Source organism: Paenibacillus sp. FSL P2-0322, from assembly GCF_037975315.1.
GTDB lineage: Bacteria > Bacillota > Bacilli > Paenibacillales > Paenibacillaceae > Paenibacillus > Paenibacillus polymyxa_B.
Genome location: NZ_CP150243.1, coordinates 925,547 through 938,840 on the forward strand (window position 1 = coordinate 925,547; position 13,294 = coordinate 938,840).

Sequence of the window (13,294 nt, forward strand, 5' to 3'; positions counted from 1 at the left end):
GTCACCCTGCTCTTATAAGGTTGAGCCAGCGAAGCGAAGCTCAACAGCAGGCAAGGCGAAGCTGCCTGCCTCAATGGTCAAATAAGTAAGCCGCCCGTTGGCGCTGCTCACTTATTTGACCGGCACGTCCCCGCCTTTGCGAAGCAAACAGCCCGGGACGTGCCCCGCCGCCACTGCATAGGCGGCCTTGCACTAAAGCGTGTCCTTTGTATTCGCGGGTATAGCCCACGAATACAAAGGACAACACGCGACTCACAGCACGAACCAACCACCAAGCAGCACCCAACCTTACACATCTGACCGACTCTTGAGGGGTCCAGGGGGAGCAGCCCCATGGAATCCTCCCTGTTAGGGAGGACTTAGGAGGGTCAATCATTTGAAGGAGTGTTCATGAATGTCCGAAGCATACAAAAACGCAGGGGTAGATATCGCTGCCGGTAATGAAGCAGTAGAACGGATGAAAAAGCACGTTAAACGTACCTTCCGTCCCGAAGTGCTGACGGACTTGGGCGGATTCGGTGCGTTGTTCGGCCTGAATAAGGATAAGTACGATGAGCCTGTACTCGTTTCCGGTACCGATGGTGTCGGCACGAAGCTGAAGCTTGCTTTCGCAATGGATCGTCATGACACCATTGGTATTGACGCGGTTGCGATGTGTGTAAACGACATTATCGTCGGGGGCGCGGAGCCACTCTTTTTTCTGGATTACCTCGCTTGTGACAAGGTTGTACCCGAGAAAATTGAAGCTATAGTCGCTGGAATCGCAGAGGGTTGCCATCAATCGGGCTGTGCGCTGGTCGGCGGTGAAACCGCAGAAATGCCAGGGATGTACAGCGAGGGTGAATATGATATTGCCGGATTCACGGTAGGGATTGTAGATAAAAGCAAAATCATCAACGGTAGCTCGATTGCTCCCGGAGATACCGTTATTGGACTGGCTTCAAGTGGAGTTCACAGTAACGGCTTCTCACTGGTTCGCAAGCTGTTATTGGAACAGCAGGGCTATGATTTGCATGATGAAATCGAAGGCTTGAACGGCAAACTGGGCGATGTACTGCTGGAGCCGACGAAAATTTACGTGAAATCCGTTTTGGCATTGCTGGACAAGGTAAAAGTAAAAGGCATGGCGCATATCACAGGTGGCGGTTTTATTGAAAATATCCCTAGAGTGTTACCGGATCACGTCAATGTGGATATAGAATACGGCACTTGGCCGATTTTGCCAATCTTCCAGCTCATGCAGGAAAAAGGCGCAATCTCCAACAAAGACATGTTCACAACCTTTAATATGGGAATTGGAATGGTAATCGTTGTAGGCGAAGAGCATGCACAGACTGCACTGGAAGTTCTGAAGGAACAGGGCGAAGCTGCATATGTGATCGGAAAAGTAACGGAAGGCAGTTCTATCGTGACCTTTACGGGAGCCGAGGTGTAATGAACGAGTACCGGATTGCTGTTTTTGCATCAGGCGAGGGGACGAATTTTCAGTCATTGGTGGATGCGGCTGCACGAGAAGAACTGGGCGGCGCCTCGGTAGAATTGCTCATCTGTGACAAGCCTGCGGCTCCTGCCGTAGCTAGAGCACAGAAAGCTGGAATTGCGTGCCATACTTTTCGACCCAAGGAATATCTTTCTCGAGAAGACTATGAGCGTGAACTGGTGACTTTACTGGAGCAGAAATCGATTGATCTCATCGTGTTAGCTGGCTACATGCGTTTGCTATCCAGCGTCATGGTCGATGCCTACGCAGGAAAAATCATTAATATTCATCCGTCACTACTTCCGGCATTTCCAGGGAAAGATGCTGTTGGACAGGCATTGGCCTATGGGGTCAAGGTAAGTGGCGTCACCGTTCATTTTGTGGACGGGGGCATGGATACGGGTGCCATTATTGCCCAGCGTGTCGTGGAAGTTGACGACCATGATACAGCGGAATCCTTATCCGCAGCCATTCAATCCGTGGAACGTCAGCTATATCCAGAGGTAGTTGGCAAATTGGCCCAAGGCAAAATCCAATTAAATGGTCGCAAAGTGATTTCACTTCTCTAAGAATGATTGTAATTTGTCATATCATTGTCATATCAAGGATGCTGTACAGGCATTTTCCGATATTTCTCGGGAAATAAAATGATAAAAGAGAATTTTGCAAAATTCTGAAAGAGCTAAAGGAGGAGACAGGGTGAGTATTAAAAGAGCGCTCGTCAGCGTATCGGATAAGCGGGGGATCGTGGAATTTTGCCGCGAGTTGTCCAAATTGGGTGTGGAGATCGTTTCGACAGGGGGAACGAGCAGCTTGTTGTCGAAGGAGGGCATTCCCGTCATCGGCATTTCAGAGGTAACGGGTTTTCCTGAAATTATGGATGGACGTGTTAAAACACTCCACCCTGCGGTACACAGCGGCTTGCTGGCTGTTCGGGATAATGAAGAGCATCAGCGTCAGATGAAAGAACTTGGATTGGGTTATATAGATCTGGTCGTTGTGAATCTGTATCCTTTTGCGGAAACGATTGCCAAACCCGGTGTAACTTATGAGGACGCGATTGAAAATATCGACATCGGCGGTCCAACGATGCTGCGTTCTGCGGCAAAAAATCATGCTTTTGTCAGTGTGGTGGTCGATGCTGATGACTATAGCACAGTGCTGGAGGAAATCCGTAAGGATGGCGATACGGAACTGAATACCCGTAAGCGTCTGGCCGCAAAAGTTTTCCGTCATACGGCGTCATACGACGCTTTGATATCCGATTATTTGTCGAATGTGACAGGCGAGCCGTTGCCTGAGCGATACACCGTAACCTATGAAAAAATTCAGGATTTGCGTTATGGCGAAAATCCGCATCAGCAGGCGGCATTTTACCGTGAGCCATTGGCGGCAAAGGGTACACTGACAACAGCGAAACAACTTCACGGCAAAGAGCTGTCTTACAATAACATCAATGATGCTAATGCTGCTTTGCAAATCGTTAAAGAATTCAGCGAACCTACAGTAGTAGCAGTTAAGCATATGAATCCTTGCGGTGTGGGAATCGGCGGCAGTATTTATGAAGCGTACAGCAAGGCGTATGCAGCTGATCCAACCTCGATTTTTGGTGGCATCGTAGCGGCTAACCGGATTATTGATGGTGATACAGCGAATAAGCTGAGTGAGATCTTTTTGGAAATTGTACTGGCACCGGGATTTACGAAAGAAGCATTGGAGATTTTAACGAAAAAGAAAAATATTCGTTTGCTTGATCTGGGTGAGCTTTCCCGGTCTGAACAGGCAGAGAGCCGTTTCGTCGTCACTTCCATTGAAGGCGGCATGGTAGTTCAGCAAAATGACATTCACGCTGTAGACTCGGATGCACTTACAGTTGTAACGGAGCGGGCACCATCCGAGGAAGAACTGAAACAGCTTTTGTTTAGCTGGAAAGTGGTTAAGCATGTGAAATCCAACGCCATCGTACTGGCGGCAGATAATATGACCATTGGCGTAGGCGCAGGACAAATGAACCGTGTCGGTGCGGCCAAGATTGCTATCGAGCAGGCCGGTGACAAAGCAAAAGGTGCCGTACTGGCATCCGATGCATTTTTCCCGATGGGCGATACGTTGGAGCTGGCAGCTAAAGCAGGCATCACAGCAGTTATTCAGCCGGGCGGCTCCATCAAAGACGAAGAGTCCATCAAGGTTGCTAACGAATACGGCATTGCCATGGTCTTTACAGGCGTACGTCATTTCAAGCACTAACTTGTATGAGTTGAGGATGCAGCAGCATTTTCACCTGAACAATCTAATGGGAGCGGGAGGAAACACCTGAATGGATATTTTGGTTATCGGAGGGGGCGGCCGCGAACATGCAATTGTGTGGGCGCTGAAGAAGAGCCCCAAGGCCGGGCAAATCTATTGCGCACCAGGCAATGCTGGTATCGGACAGTTAGCGGAGTGCGTGCCGATTCCGGTGAGTGACTTTGACGCGCTGACAGAGCTGGCGGAATCCAAAAAGGTAGGACTTGTCGTGGTTGGTCCCGATGATCCGCTGGCAGATGGCATTGTGGATGCTTTTGAAGCGAAAGGCATTCCAGTATTCGGACCGCGTAAAAATGCAGCGGAAATTGAAGGCAGCAAAATCTTCATGAAGGATTTGCTCCATAAATATCATATTCCGACAGCAACCTATCGCAAGTTTTATACTTACGAGGAAGCACATGCATACTTGAAGGAGCAACCGATCCCAGTCGTCATCAAGGCAGACGGACTGGCGGCAGGCAAAGGGGTAACGGTCGCGTACTCGATGGAGGAAGCGGAAAAGGCTCTCTCTGACATTATGGTGGCCAAGGTGTTTGGTGAAGCCGGGGCACAAGTCGTGATCGAGGAGTTTCTGGCTGGTCAGGAAATGTCGATTCTCTCCTTTGTCGACGGTGAAACGGTTCGTCCGATGGCTGCGGCGCAAGACCACAAGCCAATTTTTGATGGTGACAAAGGGCCGAATACAGGTGGCATGGGTACGTATTCTCCGTTGCCTCACATAGCCAATTCCATTATTGAGGAAGCTATTGAGACGATTATTAAGCCGACGGCCAAGGCCATGGTTGCTGAAGGGCGTCCGTTCCGAGGTGTATTATTTGCTGGATTGATGATTTCGCCGGACGGCAAGCCAAAGACCATTGAGTTTAATGCACGTTTCGGTGATCCGGAAACTCAAGTGGTTCTGCCTCGTTTAAAATCCGATCTGCTCGATATATTTCTTGCTGCTGTAAATGGCACGCTGGATCAGGTGGAGATTGAGTGGAAGGATGAAGCGGCGGTGTGCGTGGTGCTGGCATCCGGAGGTTATCCTGCAGCTTACGCCAAAGGCGTACCTATCCACGGATTGGAACAGGTAGACGAAGCCATTGTGTTCCATGCTGGAACAGGCATCAACGAACAGGGTGAGTGGGTAACGAACGGCGGACGTGTATTAGGTGTGGTCGGCTTGGGACGTGATATTGCCGGGGCACGGAACAAAGCTTACGAACAGGCGGATCGTATTACCTTTGAAGGTAAACAAAACCGTACGGATATTGCGGCAAAAGCATTGCTGTAGCAGTAATATATAGGATAAAGAGGACCTCTGTGGAGGTTCTCTTTTTTCGTTTGACAAAAGTATACTTATCCTATAGGATTAAAAATACAAAACTGACTGACTGATCAATCGGGAGGAGGAAACCCATGCAGCCACGGAAGGCGAAGCAGTCCGAGACCGTCTCAAATGACCAACCTGCTGAGCACGCGGGAGAAGAAACAGACCGCAGAACACAGCTTCTTCACATTGCATTGAAGCGGTTCGCCGAGCAGGGTTACCATCAAACGAAGATTTCAGATATCGTGGTAGAGGCGGGAGTAGCCCAAGGCACGTTTTATTGGCATTTTAAAAGTAAAGAGGCACTGGCGCTGGAGATTATCGCTACTGGTCGTGAACAACTACTGTCAGCGATCGGACAGGGATATCGCCGTGACGCGGGAACGCTGGCTGATATGGTTAAGGCATCAGAGGCGCTGTTTGTTCGGTTATTTGATTTTGCATTGGAGAACCGCTATCTGATGGGTTTGCTGCTGATCGGCAGCGGTGTCGATGAACCGGTGCGCCAGAGTATCCGAGAGACAAGGGCCGCGATGGAGCTGGCATTCCGGCGCAATATGGAAAGAGCGATCGAGCTGAACATGTTGCCTGCTGAATTGGATGTCGAATTAAGGGCGGCACTACTCATGAGTATGATCGAAGGTGTCATTACACGCTGGCTATTCGGTTCAGAGGGAACACATGACCACATCACGCAGATAACTGCTAAAAGATTGGCAGCAGAGGCGGCTAATTTTGAGTTTTATGGACTATTAGGTCAAAGCTAGATGTGCAACATCGCATGAATGGGGCGTTGGCAACAAATAATATAGCCAAATCACATAGAAGAACTCAATCATTTACATCCAGACAGGAGAGAACGATACATGAAAACACGTAAAAAAGGGTTCTTGGTAACTACACTCATGGCTCTGGCATTGTTCAGCCTTGTGCTGAGCGCTTGCGGTACTAAGCCAGAAGCTTCTAATACTAGTAATGGAGCGGGTAGCAGTAATGTGGCAGCGAGTAACCAGCTCGAAGCAATCAAGAAGGCTGGTGTAATTAAGGTAGGCATGATGGGCACCTATCCGCCGTACAATTTTTTGAACGACAACAAGGAATTGGATGGATTTGATGTGGATATCGCCAAAGAATTGGCGAAGCGGATTGGAGTGAAACCGGAGTTCACGGCACAAGAATTCTCGGGACTGGTTCCAAGTTTGCAAAAGAAAAAATTCGATGCAGTGATTAGCCAGGTGACGATCACAGAGGATCGTAAGAAGGCCATTGACTTCACAGAACCTTATATCACAAACAATGTAAACATTATCGTAAACAGCAAAACAAATGATATTACCAAGCTGGAGGACTTTAAAGGCAAAACCATTGGTGTCGGCTTGGGAACGAATGATGAATCTTATCTGCGGAATGAAGTACTACCGAAGGTAGGCGATTTTGAGATTAAAACGTATGATGATGTCATTACTTCCTTAAAGGATTTAAACTCTGGCCGTATTGACGCAACCATTAACAATCTGTATGCTCTCAAGCCCATTATTGATAAAAACGGGTTCCAAATTAAAGCCGTAGGCGAGCCGATTAAATCGGACCAAGCGGGTGTAGCTATTAACCAGAAAACTCCTGAGCTCAAAGAAGCCTTGAACAAGGCTTTGAAGGAAATGAAGGAAGACGGCACTTACAAAACAATTTTCAAAAAATGGTTTGGCGAGGAGCCAAAAGAATAACGTAAGCCTGTTAGAGGCGTCTGGCTCCAGTCTTGGCTTTTATGCTGACATGGGGCCACTCGTCTGAAAGAAGGGAATATAACCGATGCTTGAATTAATGTGGGAGAACGTCCCTTTTTTATTAAAGGGTGCTTATTATACGCTTTATATCACGATTGTCTCTATGTTTTTTGGCCTAATCATTGGTTTGGTTGTTGCTGTGGCCCGGTTGAAGGGGAATCGACCCGCTCGATGGCTGGCGCGCATGTATGTATCGATCATTCGGGGGACGCCGGTTTTGGTGCAGATTGCGGTCATTTATTACGGACTGGATGATTATGGAATATCATTCGGATCGCTGACGGCTGCTTGTCTGGCACTCAGTATTAATACAGGGGCGTACTTATCGGAGACGTTCCGTGGAGCTATTTTAGCCGTACCCCAGGGACAGACCGAGGCAGCTTATGCGACGGGAATGTCGCCCGGTCAAACGATGTGGCGCATTATTCTTCCTCAGGCGGTACGCATTGCAATTGCACCGATGGGGAATACATTTGTAGGTATGCTTAAAGAAACGTCGCTGGTGTCGGTTATCGGGGTCAGTGAATTGATGCGACAGGCACAGCTTTTACAGGCACAGTATTTGCTCTACATGCCGTTTCTGCTCGAAATTGGCCTGATGTACTGGATTATGAGCATTGGATTCTCCGCTATACTGGAGCGGGTGGAAAAGCGTCTGGCTCGAGCTTATTAAGGTGGAGATGATAGATGATGATAACAACAAACGGATTAGGTAAACGATTCGGACAGGTAGAGGTTCTGAAAAGCATTGATTTTCAGGTTGCCGCTCGTGAAATCGTCGTATTACTCGGCCCGAGCGGCTCAGGTAAAAGTACCTTGCTGCGCTGCCTGAACGGTCTTGAAGAGCTGTCTTCCGGCAAGTTTGAGGTGAATGGGATTGAGGTAGATGCTACGGCTCCCGTTCGTGTCCGCCAAGCAGCCATTCGTGATATTCGCAAACAGACGGGGATGGTGTTTCAGCAATTCAATCTGTATCCGCACAAAACCGCAATCGGCAATGTCATTGAAGGACTGCTGACAGTAAAAAAAATGCCGCGCGACAAGGCTATGTCCATCGGACAACGGTTGTTGGAGCGGGTGGGGTTATCGGATAAGCAGGATGTACATCCTTCACGTCTGTCCGGTGGACAGCAGCAGCGGGTAGCCATTGCACGTGCGCTGGCGATGGACCCGGCGATTATGCTGTTCGACGAGCCGACATCGGCGCTTGATCCCGAGCTGGTAGGGGAAGTGCTGGGTGTTATGCGAGAGTTGGCTCAAGACGGAATGACGATGGTCGTCGTTACTCATGAGATGAAATTTGCTCGCGAGGTGGCAGACAAGGTTATATTTATGGCAGATGGTATCATTTTGGAGGAGGCAGCGCCACAGGCGTTTTTTGACACTCCCCAGCACGAGAGAACACAGAAATTTTTACGCCAAATCAGCGAATTTTAAAGTAAGATCGAGGATAAATCATAGATTATTAAGATGGAAAGAAGGCCTTTGAACATGAAAGTATCTACAACTTGGCACGGCAAACGCGCGTTTACTTCGGAGGGACCATCCGGTTATTCTGTAGGGATGGATGCTACGGCGGCTTATGGCGGTGATGGTAAAGGGATAACACCCATGGAACTGCTGTTGGCAGGTCTGGCAGGATGTATGGGGATCGATATCACAATGATTTTGGATCGTTTCTTGTCGGACATTACTCGTATTGATATTGACGCAGAAGGTACGCGCAAGGAAGAAATGCCGACAGGCTTTACAGCGATTGATCTGACATTCAATGTAGATGGAGATATTCCAGATTACCGCGTATGGAAAGCGATTCAGATGGGTAAGGAAAAATATTGTGCAGTATCCGACTCCTTAAAAGCGGAAATTCGGATGCACCTCATATTGAATGGAACCGAAGTACCCTATCCAGCATAAGTGTCGAAGGGTAATGAAAGAGAGTCAGCCTGTGTTATGTACAGGTGGCTCTCTTTTTTATGTTATTTGAAAATATGACACGTAATGAAACTTTTTGTACTGTGTTTTCGTTTAAAATAGAAATTGAAATATAAAAATGGGAAAATAAACCTGTGTATGAAGTGTATACAGGGGGAGGTTATAGTGAAACGAAAGCGCCTTATCATAGTAGCAACTATTTTGGCTACAGTGCTCATCGTTATGGGAGTGGCAACAGGATTACTATCTTTCATGCAGAATCAAGTGGCTAATCCCCCGAATACCGTCCGGCCCACAACTGCGATTGCAGCCGAGGTTGAGGGTGAAACAAAGGAACAGGATGCTGCCACGCGTTTACTTCATTTTGTGGAGGAGAATGCAGAAAAAGTTTCGATTACGATTCTGAGAGATGGAAAAAAGCTGGCAGGCCAAGAGGAAAACCGGATGATGCCTTTGGCGAGCACCGTCAAAACAATCATTGCGATCGAATATGCCAAGCAAGCGGCGGTGGATCAGATCAACCCGGATGACAGAGTGAAGCTGATTTCGCTGGAAAGGTTTTATTTGCCGGGTTTGGATGGTGGTGCTCATACGGCGTGGCTACAGAATATGGAGGCTAAAGGGCGGATACAGAATGAAACTGTATCTGTACGAGACGTCGCCAAGGGGATGATTCAATTTAGTTCCAACGCCAATGCGGAGTATTTAATGGACAAACTGGGGGTGGATGCGATCAATCGGACGAGAGCCAAAATGGGGCTGCAAAATCATGATCCCATTTATCCGTTTGTATCCTCCATTTTGATTCCTTACGAATGGATGAAGGAGAGACAAGGTGAGAATTGGAATAATACAAAGAATAAAATTTCTGCCAAAGAAGCCATTCAGGCGATGTCGGACACGGAGTTTCGCCGATATGCCCGCGTGATTCATAACAAGCTGCGCCGTGATGTGAGTGGTTCTTACAAGAAAAACGCAGATATTGAGACCTGGTATGATCAGGATTATGACCGTATTAATACGGATCGTTTTATAGCTTCAACGACGGCCGATTATGCCTCTTTAATGAGTAAGCTGAACCGCCGTCAAGGGTTCACAAAAGCTGAGCAAAAGTTATTGTCCGAGGTCATGGAGGAACCATTTATGGTTCTTCCTGAAAACCAGCAATTCCTGAAACATACTGGGCAAAAAGGAGGCTCCACGGCTTACGTTTTGACACTGGCAATGTATGCGACAGATAAGGAAGGGCATTCGACAGAGCTAGCTGTCTTTTTTAACGATTTGGACCCTAGCACAAATGCCAGCTTTCCTGAAATGATAAATGTTTTTAAAAAGAGGTTACTGCATGATGAATCGTTTAGAGAAGAAGTTAATCGGCGTATCGGTGTACAGGTAGCGCTGCTAAACGCTAGAGTATAGTACTGCGTTTAGCAGCGCTGCGCAACTTCTTATCCTAATCCTATCCGCTGCCTTTTTGTTTGCGTTCCCGCAGCAATAGATACAGAAAATATGGCGCGCCAATGACGGCTGTCACGATGCCAGCGGGAATTTCTAGCGGCGGCCTCAGCCCCCGTCCCAACGCATCGGCGAGGACGAGAATCAGGGCGCCGATCATCGCCGAGCCGGGCAATAGATAGCGGTGGCGATTCCCAAATAACCGCCGTGCCAGATGCGGTGCCAGCAGTCCGATAAAGCCGATGGAGCCGATGGCAGCAACACAGGAGGCAGCCAAGGCGACTGACACGGCTAGCAGTCCTGTACGCACGCGTTTCACGCTAAGTCCCAGCCCAGCAGAGCTTTCTTCATCTAGGCTCATAATGTCGAGCTTACGCTGTAGGGTATAGGCGAGAGGCAGCAACACGATTAACCACGGCAGTAGCCCATACACTTCGTCCCAGCCTTTTCCCCACAGACTTCCAGCTAGCCAAGTGAGCGTGTCGCTGGCTTCGAGTGGATACTTGACCAGTATATAATCGGTCGCAGCCTGAAAAATAGCGCCCACCGCCAGTCCGGTCAAGGCTAGCATATTGGGACGCATGCCTCCCTTCATCGAAAGCTGTACGAGCAACAGTGCAGCTAGTCCGGCACCGACAAAGGCCGCTACAGGCAACAGCGCCACTGGGGATGAGGGTAGCAGTACGATGACGAGAACCGCCGCAAAGCCGGCCCCCTTGGATACACCTACCACATCTGGCGAGGCTAGCGGGTTGCGGATCATGCCTTGTAGCAGAACACCGGCTACTGCCAGCCCAGCTCCGGCCATGATGGCCAGCAGACCACGTGGCAGCCGATAGTGGTGAACGATGAACCAGGAAGAGGCATTCTGGTCAGTCAGAGCTGTGATCAGCTCAGAGGGCGTAATGTAGGTGCTGCCCACGCCTATAGCTATAAAAGCAACACCCAGCATGAGCGCGAGTAAAATCCACAGTTTTTTCATCGTGAAGCCCTCCCGTTCTTATGCGCCAGATATAAAAAGAAGGGCGCACCCACCAGCGCCGTTACAATACCAACGGGCGACTCATAAGGAAATGCAATGAATCGTCCAAGCACGTCTGCATATGTCAGCAGCAGAGCTCCGCAGATTGCAGACAGGGGAATGACCCGCTTGTAATTGTCACCTGTAAACATCTTGATGATATTCGGCACCATCAGGCCCACAAAGCCGATGGACCCGGCTACCGCTATGGCAGAGCCTGCCAGCATAATCACTGAGGCCGAGGCCAGTAGACGGACAAGACGTACGTTTTGTCCCAATCCTTGTGCGACTTCCGTCCCGAGGCTCAGCACAGATAGCGAGGGGGCCAGCGCCAGCGCAAGGATCATACCCACGGCGAACCATGGCAGCACCAGACGCGTGTCGGCCCAAGTGGAACCATCGATGGCTCCGGCGAGCCAATACAGCACATCGGATATTTGCTCGTTGAACACGAGCAGTCCCTGGGTGATGGAGGCCAGCAACAGATGCACGGCCATCCCGGCAAGGGCCAGCTTAACCGGCGTCATGCCCGCCGTTCCGGCCAGCGCATATACGAAGGAGCCGCCTGCGATGGCCCCGGCAAAAGCAAAATAAATGCTGCCGGACGATCCGATATTCGGCAGCAGCACGACGGACAGCACGACAGCCAGCGAAGCGCCTGAGCTGACCCCGAATACCTGCGGCGAGGCCAGCGGGTTGCGTGTGATGGCCTGCATCAGGGCTCCAGCCCCGGCGAGCCCCGCCCCGACGATTAGGCCAATAACGGCACGCGGTAGGCGTACCGTCAAGACAATGAGCTGATCCTTGGACGGATGCTCGGTGAACAGCGCAGTCAGCATGGTGGGGATGTCCATCCTGACTGGGCCAATCGCCACGCTGAGCAGCAATCCAGCCAGCAACGCAGCGATAAGTGCAAAGAAGACCGGCTTATTCAGCCGGTCGCGTGAGACTTGTCCGATCAACGGGAGCCGTCTCCTTTACTTTGCGCGGGATACAGAAGCGAAATGGCTTGCTCCAGTATTTTCTCGGCTGAGCCGAGTCCACGGTACCGGGTCCATAGTGCCCGGTTCACTTCGTAAACTTCCCCTTTTTTGACGGCCGTAATGTTTTGCCAAAGCGGGTTTTGCTTCCATTCCGCAATCAGCTTCTCATCGGCTTCCACCAAAAAGATCACATCAGGATCCGCTTGTGCAATCTGTTCCAGCGTCAGCTTGACGGTAGGCTCGCTTGTATTTTGAAGGGCATTGTGAATACCCGCTTGCTCCAGCAGTTGTCCATCAAAGGATGAAGCACCGTGAGCCGATAGTGAATCAGAGCGGAATACCCCTAGCAATACGCTACGTGACTCGCCAGCTTTGATGCCTTCTTTTAACTTTTCCATGGTAGCTTTATGCGCAGTGAGAATTTGCTTCCCTTTTTCCTTCTCGCCCAACGCATCGGCGATGACACCGAAGGATGCCAGGTTTTGTTCATAGGAGGAATTGCGGCTCTTTAGAACAATGGTCGGAGCAATCTCGCTTAGTTCTTTGTATATGCTTTTATGACGATTCAGATCGGCAATAATCAAATCCGGCTTCAGGGAGCTGATCGTTTCCAGGTTTGGCTGTTTGCGCGTGCCTACTGGTGTGAAGTTGATTTTCTTACCGAGCAGCCCATCAATATCATCGTCATTTTCCTGAGCTATGCCGACAGGAGTAACGCCCAGTTGGGTTGTGGCATCGACAAAAGAGAATTCCAGGGTTACGATTCTTTTGGGTGTACCTGTAACCTTGGTTTCTCCCATCTCATGTTTAATCATTCGAGTGTCGCCTGTTGCTTGAGGTGCTACTGCGCTGTTATCTTGTGACTGGCGTCCACATCCCGCCATAATGACCGTCAGTAGTGCCAGGATCGCTGCAAGCAGCATGCCTGTGCGCAGTGGTTGTTTCGGTGTTGCCATACGTTATCCCCCGTTCCAGTATGATTATCAGAGAAACTGATAATCATTATCAATCAACTAA

At 49.5% G+C, this 13,294-nt stretch carries 14 protein-coding genes; 10 read left to right on the plus strand and 4 right to left on the minus strand.

Annotation, left to right across the window (positions count from 1 at the left end):
* Positions 1-70: 70 nt before the first annotated feature.
* A complete protein-coding gene (locus tag MKY24_RS04195) occupies positions 71-256 on the minus strand; it encodes a hypothetical protein (RefSeq protein WP_143757184.1) in 186 nt (61 codons plus the stop codon).
* Between the two features lie 138 nt (positions 257-394).
* Between MKY24_RS04195 and purM the strand changes: the two genes are divergently transcribed.
* The 10 genes from purM (at position 395) to MKY24_RS04245 (ending at position 10,237) form a co-directional block, all read left to right on the plus strand.
* On the plus strand, positions 395-1,435 hold the full coding sequence (gene purM, locus MKY24_RS04200) for a phosphoribosylformylglycinamidine cyclo-ligase (protein ID WP_023987053.1): 1,041 nt from the start codon (positions 395-397) through the stop codon (positions 1,433-1,435).
* Complete coding sequence (gene purN, locus MKY24_RS04205) at positions 1,435-2,049, plus strand: phosphoribosylglycinamide formyltransferase (protein WP_023987054.1); 615 nt, start codon at positions 1,435-1,437, stop codon at positions 2,047-2,049. Before purM ends, purN begins: the two co-directional genes overlap by 1 nt.
* 130 nt (positions 2,050-2,179) lie before the next feature.
* Positions 2,180-3,727, plus strand: coding sequence for a bifunctional phosphoribosylaminoimidazolecarboxamide formyltransferase/IMP cyclohydrolase (purH, locus tag MKY24_RS04210; protein ID WP_013308804.1), 1,548 nt, complete (start codon positions 2,180-2,182; stop codon positions 3,725-3,727).
* A 70-nt stretch (positions 3,728-3,797) separates the two neighbouring features.
* Positions 3,798-5,063 (plus strand): phosphoribosylamine--glycine ligase, encoded by a 1,266-nt coding sequence (gene purD / locus MKY24_RS04215; protein WP_023987055.1) that lies wholly within the window; start codon positions 3,798-3,800, stop codon positions 5,061-5,063.
* 125 nt (positions 5,064-5,188) lie between these two features.
* Positions 5,189-5,866, plus strand: coding sequence for a TetR family transcriptional regulator (locus MKY24_RS04220; RefSeq protein WP_075153736.1), 678 nt, complete (start codon positions 5,189-5,191; stop codon positions 5,864-5,866).
* Positions 5,867-5,965: 99 nt separating this feature from the next.
* Positions 5,966-6,823, plus strand: a complete 858-nt coding sequence (locus tag MKY24_RS04225) for a transporter substrate-binding domain-containing protein (protein ID WP_025723274.1) — start codon at positions 5,966-5,968, stop codon at positions 6,821-6,823.
* 85 nt (positions 6,824-6,908) lie between these two features.
* On the plus strand, positions 6,909-7,556 hold the full coding sequence (locus MKY24_RS04230) for an amino acid ABC transporter permease (RefSeq protein WP_023987058.1): 648 nt from the start codon (positions 6,909-6,911) through the stop codon (positions 7,554-7,556).
* Between the two features lie 14 nt (positions 7,557-7,570).
* Positions 7,571-8,320, plus strand: coding sequence for an amino acid ABC transporter ATP-binding protein (locus MKY24_RS04235; RefSeq protein WP_081366795.1), 750 nt, complete (start codon positions 7,571-7,573; stop codon positions 8,318-8,320).
* Between the two features lie 54 nt (positions 8,321-8,374).
* Positions 8,375-8,800 carry an OsmC family protein gene (locus tag MKY24_RS04240; protein ID WP_339201456.1) on the plus strand — a complete coding sequence of 142 codons (426 nt, stop codon included), beginning with the start codon at positions 8,375-8,377 and terminating at the stop codon, positions 8,798-8,800.
* 183 nt (positions 8,801-8,983) lie between these two features.
* Positions 8,984-10,237: a serine hydrolase gene (locus MKY24_RS04245; protein WP_339201457.1), complete on the plus strand. Its 1,254-nt coding sequence runs from the start codon at positions 8,984-8,986 to the stop codon at positions 10,235-10,237.
* A gap of 40 nt (positions 10,238-10,277) precedes the next feature.
* On the opposite strand, the gene MKY24_RS04250 is transcribed toward MKY24_RS04245, so the two are convergent.
* Genes MKY24_RS04250 through MKY24_RS04260 form a run of 3 tightly spaced genes read right to left on the minus strand, consistent with a single transcriptional unit; the run spans position 10,278 to position 13,233 of the window.
* Entirely contained in the window at positions 10,278-11,255 is a 978-nt protein-coding gene (locus MKY24_RS04250) for an iron chelate uptake ABC transporter family permease subunit (protein WP_053324655.1), read from the minus strand.
* Positions 11,252-12,256, minus strand: coding sequence for an iron ABC transporter permease (locus MKY24_RS04255; protein WP_339201458.1), 1,005 nt, complete (start codon positions 12,254-12,256; stop codon positions 11,252-11,254). The genes MKY24_RS04250 and MKY24_RS04255 overlap by 4 nt, the downstream gene beginning before the upstream one ends.
* Positions 12,253-13,233, minus strand: a complete 981-nt coding sequence (locus tag MKY24_RS04260) for a Fe(3+) dicitrate ABC transporter substrate-binding protein (protein ID WP_076295793.1) — start codon at positions 13,231-13,233, stop codon at positions 12,253-12,255. Before MKY24_RS04260 ends, MKY24_RS04255 begins: the two co-directional genes overlap by 4 nt.
* Between the last annotated feature and the right edge of the window lie 61 nt (positions 13,234-13,294).

Bases quoted from the DNA above. Each gene is read 5' to 3' on its own strand.
- purM (WP_023987053.1), top strand. From the start codon at position 395: ATGTCCGAAGCATACAAAAACGCAGGGGTAGATATCGCTGCCGGTAAT.
- purN (WP_023987054.1), top strand. From the start codon at position 1,435: ATGAACGAGTACCGGATTGCTGTTTTTGCATCAGGCGAGGGGACGAAT.
- purD (WP_023987055.1), top strand. From the start codon at position 3,798: ATGGATATTTTGGTTATCGGAGGGGGCGGCCGCGAACATGCAATTGTG.
- MKY24_RS04220 (WP_075153736.1), top strand. From the start codon at position 5,189: ATGCAGCCACGGAAGGCGAAGCAGTCCGAGACCGTCTCAAATGACCAA.
- MKY24_RS04225 (WP_025723274.1), top strand. From the start codon at position 5,966: ATGAAAACACGTAAAAAAGGGTTCTTGGTAACTACACTCATGGCTCTG.
- MKY24_RS04230 (WP_023987058.1), top strand. From the start codon at position 6,909: ATGCTTGAATTAATGTGGGAGAACGTCCCTTTTTTATTAAAGGGTGCT.
- MKY24_RS04235 (WP_081366795.1), top strand. From the start codon at position 7,571: ATGATGATAACAACAAACGGATTAGGTAAACGATTCGGACAGGTAGAG.
- MKY24_RS04240 (WP_339201456.1), top strand. From the start codon at position 8,375: ATGAAAGTATCTACAACTTGGCACGGCAAACGCGCGTTTACTTCGGAG.
- MKY24_RS04250 (WP_053324655.1), bottom strand. From the start codon at position 11,255: ATGAAAAAACTGTGGATTTTACTCGCGCTCATGCTGGGTGTTGCTTTT.
- MKY24_RS04260 (WP_076295793.1), bottom strand. From the start codon at position 13,233: ATGGCAACACCGAAACAACCACTGCGCACAGGCATGCTGCTTGCAGCG.